5 protein-coding genes are annotated in these 3,489 nt (G+C 69.7%); all 5 read left to right on the top strand.

Annotated elements, in window-relative coordinates; genetic code table 11:
• Positions 1–100 precede the first annotated feature (100 nt).
• The 5 genes from RF645_RS12875 to RF645_RS12895 all read left to right on the top strand — a co-directional run bounded on the left by RF645_RS12875 (position 101) and on the right by RF645_RS12895 (position 3,466).
• Positions 101–715 (top strand): hypothetical protein, encoded by a 615-nt coding sequence (locus RF645_RS12875; protein WP_368819234.1) that lies wholly within the window; start codon positions 101–103, stop codon positions 713–715.
• Between the two features lie 118 nt (positions 716–833).
• Positions 834–1,439 carry a hypothetical protein gene (locus RF645_RS12880; RefSeq protein ID WP_368819235.1) on the top strand — a complete coding sequence of 202 codons (606 nt, stop codon included), beginning with the start codon at positions 834–836 and terminating at the stop codon, positions 1,437–1,439.
• 170 nt (positions 1,440–1,609) lie between these two features.
• A complete protein-coding gene (locus RF645_RS12885) occupies positions 1,610–2,317 on the top strand; it encodes a hypothetical protein (protein ID WP_368819236.1) in 708 nt (235 codons plus the stop codon).
• A gap of 297 nt (positions 2,318–2,614) precedes the next feature.
• Positions 2,615–2,989: a DUF3846 domain-containing protein gene (locus RF645_RS12890; RefSeq protein ID WP_145012399.1), complete on the top strand. Its 375-nt coding sequence runs from the start codon at positions 2,615–2,617 to the stop codon at positions 2,987–2,989.
• 195 nt (positions 2,990–3,184) lie between these two features.
• Positions 3,185–3,466 carry a hypothetical protein gene (locus RF645_RS12895; protein ID WP_367402569.1) on the top strand — a complete coding sequence of 94 codons (282 nt, stop codon included), beginning with the start codon at positions 3,185–3,187 and terminating at the stop codon, positions 3,464–3,466.
• Positions 3,467–3,489 lie beyond the last annotated feature (23 nt).

The raw sequence follows: 3,489 nt of genomic DNA on the forward strand, positions 1-3,489 counted from the left end.
CCCCACGCGATGGCTACGGCTTGACCCCATTTCGTCCATTCTGTATTGTTGTTTTTGTTACCGGGGCAGACGGCCCCGCCACCCGACCATGGAGGTCACGATGTTTCCTACTGATGTGCGGTTCGCGGATTCCACGATGACGGTCGTGGACACCCCGGGAGTGCGCGCGGCGCTGCTCCCCCTGTGCCAGCGCGGCGAGCGGTTCCCTGAGGCCACGATGGTGGAGCGGGTGATCCACCGCCACGGCCTCACGGTGGAGGTCTTGCAGGGCGGCATGTACGCCATGGAGTCCGCCCGCGAGCGGCCCTCCACGGATGAGCTGGAGCGGATGCGCCGCGTGCTGAACGCCCTGGCCCCGCACCTGCCCAGCTTCGGGCTGGACGACCACGCCCCTCGGATGGAGTGGTGGGCGGTAGACGATGACTCCGGCCGACTCATCTGGGAGGTGGTCGCCGGTGTGCTGTGCGAGCACACCGAGCCCCCGTCAGAGCCCACGCGGTTCGAGTACGAATACACCGTCCATCACACCGTCGCGCGCCGCGAGCGCCTGGTGTTGTCTGCGGAGAAGGCGCGCGAGTTGCTGGCTGATCCTCTCGATCCCGATCCCGGTGACCTGGAGGGCGCGCGGCAGGCCGTGGAGCCCTGCGCGAATGAGGCCATGGGCGATGAGCCCCCGGAGGTGCAGGGTGCCAGCGTCACCGTAAAAACGTTCTGAGCGCCTGTCTGAGCGCCTATCGCGCCCCGGCGCCCCCTGAGGCGCCGGGGCCTGTTCCCGGGGCACACGGCCCCACCTGAGACCGTAAGGAGCTTTCCCTATGTGTGAGGATCCCCGCGTGGAGGAGTCCACGCTGACCGTGGCCGATACCCCCGCCGTGCGCCAGGTGTTGGCCCGGTGGCTGGCCCACCCGGATGACGTGGCCCCGGAGGTGTACGTGGCCCGTGGGCTCGCGGCGGCGGGCTACGAGGCCACGCCCTACGCGCCGGGGGTGTACGCCGTGACCCCGCGTTTCTGCCAGCCCGATGGGTACATGTTCGGCCAGTTGTGGCAGGTGTTCCGGGAATTGGCCCCGCACGTGGTGGCCACCGGTGCCATTGGGCAGCCCCCGCATATCCAGTGGCGCTACTGCGATTGCGGGGAAGCGTTCCGCTGGGTGGTGTTGGACGGGGCGGGCCATAGCTGGGACCCGTCACCGGATGGCACGTTCGTCTACCCCTACCCGCGCGTGTACGAGTTCGAGGTGGTGACCACCGAGCGCACCCGGGAGACCGTGGAGGTGGACAGTGCCACGGCGGCGGAGTTGTTCGCCGATCCCCAGCGGCCCACCCGCGCGGAGTTGCACCGCGCGCGGGTGGACGCGGATTGCCGCGTGCACACCACCAGCGTGGGCCAGGAGGTGACTTTGATGCTGGAGAACCTGACCGTTGACCCCGTGCGGTAGGCACCGCCCACCGCGAGCGCCCCGGTGTGTTTGGCCTAGTCACAGGCCGATTCGCCGGGGCGCCGGCATGTTCGCCGGCCCCAGGGGTTGCGCCTGTTTTGTTTGGTGTGTATTGTTGTTTTTGTCAGCGGGGCACAGGGCCCCGGACGCACGACCCAAGGAGGGTTCCCATGAACACCACCATCTACTCCATCGCCTGCACGCAGCTGCACTCCCTGATGGCGGGCCTCAAGCTGGCCACCGCCAAGGCGAACGCCAACCTGCCGGTACTGGAGGAGGTCCAGCTCACCGTGGACGGCGAGCGCGTCACGGGTGTGGCCACCGACCGCTACCGGCTGTTCATGGACTCCCGTGAGGTGGCCCTGGAGCAGTCCCCCGAGGAGGGGGAGGCGGCGACCGTGTTCACGCTCCCGGCCAGCGCCGCCGATGACTTCAAGCGCCTGGGCTTCTCCAAGTCGCACGAACGGGCACGGGTGGAGGTGAGCGCCGATGAGGTGGTGGTGGCCACCGCGAGCGCGCGGCTGTCCTACCCGCCCGTGGGTGCGGAGTACCCCCGCGTGGGGGCGCTGATGGTCAAGGCCCTGGGCGCGGTGGCCGAGGGCAAGGCCGTGGAGGTTCCCACGCAGTACAACGTGGACTACCTGGGCGACTTCGCCAAGGTGCGCCGGGCGGCGGGGATCCCCACCAACACCCCGTTGCGGATGCACCAGATCCCCGCCGGGTCCGGGAGCTTCCAGCTGATCGCCACGTTCCCGGGCACGGACTTCTGGGCCCTGCTGATGGGGGTGCGCCACCCCGAGGGGGACGCCAACCACTCCAGCGCCGTGGAGGCCCTGGAGCGGGCGACTGAGACCGCTAAGGCCCTGGCCTCCGCCTGATCCCCCACGGGGGGCGGGCCCCGCGCCCGCTCCCCCGTGGCCAGCACATCGCCGCCCCGGGTGGGCCCGCTACCGACGGGCCCGCCCGGGGCGGCTCACTGCCAGGAAAAGCGGGAAAGGGACGCATATCGGCGCGACCGGGCACGGGCCCACCGCACGCACCGAGGGCCACCGCGAGCGCCCCGGGCCCGCTGGGGCGCTCGCGGTCCCCATGTTGCACCCGTTCAAACCGTAGTGTATTGTTGTTTTTGTTAGCGGGGCAGACGGCCCCGGATCCCTAGACCCCAGGAGGGCACCATGACCACGACGACCACCACCAAGACCGGCCTGTTCATCCCTGCCGACCCCGACACCGCCCACGAGGTGCGCGAGCTCGACGCCTCCCGGCTGCTGAACGCCCTGCAAACGACCGTGGGCGGCTATGTGGAGGTGGTGACCCTGACCCGGCTGGGCGCGGACATGTACCTCAACGAGGAAGGCAAGGTGATGAGCCTGCCCGTCAACGAGCGAGCCACCTGGGTGGCCCGCGCCCTGGGCGCGCACCTGATCCCGGGAGACTGCATCGCCGGGGACGTGCTGATCCTGGGCGGACCCGACGAGGACGGCGACAACCAGGGGCTGACCCCCCTGCAAGTCCAGGAAATCAAAATCGCGCTGACCTACCAGCGCTAACCCCCGCGCGTGCCGCCGGGTCCACCCCGGCCCCGGCGGCGCTCGCAGTCCACCTGGGCCACCCACCGCGAGCGCGGACACCCCGGCCCCAGCGGCGCTCGCAGTCCCTATATTGCACGCGCTTAGTTGATAGTGTATTGTTGTTTTTGTTAGCGGGGCAGACGGCCCCAGGCACCGACTCCCCAGGAGGACACTATGGACACCACCACGCAGCGCGAGCAGCTGGCCCAGGTACTGGCCACCCACCGGACCCACCACACGGACAACGAGAGTTGGATCCTGACTAACTACGTGGAGCACTCCGGGAAGGAGTGGCCCGAGACGGTGGTGCTGCGCTACAGCGGCCCCGCGGGCCCCAGCCAGCGGGCCGAGTTCCCCGGCCTCTCCCGCGAGACCGTGGCCGAGGCACTGCGGGAGGCCAACTACTTCCGCACCAACCTGGGAGGCTTCGACCTCTACGGCCCGCGCACCCTGTAACCCCACCCCCGCCCCCTCGCGCG

The sequence above is a fragment of the Kocuria sp. CPCC 205260 genome (assembly GCF_040981045.1).
GTDB lineage: Bacteria > Actinomycetota > Actinomycetes > Actinomycetales > Micrococcaceae > Kocuria > Kocuria palustris.

What these genes read in the sequence shown, in the direction of transcription:
- RF645_RS12875 (WP_368819234.1), top strand. Translation starts at nt 101, where the DNA reads ATGTTTCCTACTGATGTGCGGTTCGCGGATTCCACGATGACGGTCGTG.
- RF645_RS12895 (WP_367402569.1), top strand. Translation starts at nt 3,185, where the DNA reads ATGGACACCACCACGCAGCGCGAGCAGCTGGCCCAGGTACTGGCCACC.
- RF645_RS12890 (WP_145012399.1), top strand. Translation starts at nt 2,615, where the DNA reads ATGACCACGACGACCACCACCAAGACCGGCCTGTTCATCCCTGCCGAC.
- RF645_RS12885 (WP_368819236.1), top strand. Translation starts at nt 1,610, where the DNA reads ATGAACACCACCATCTACTCCATCGCCTGCACGCAGCTGCACTCCCTG.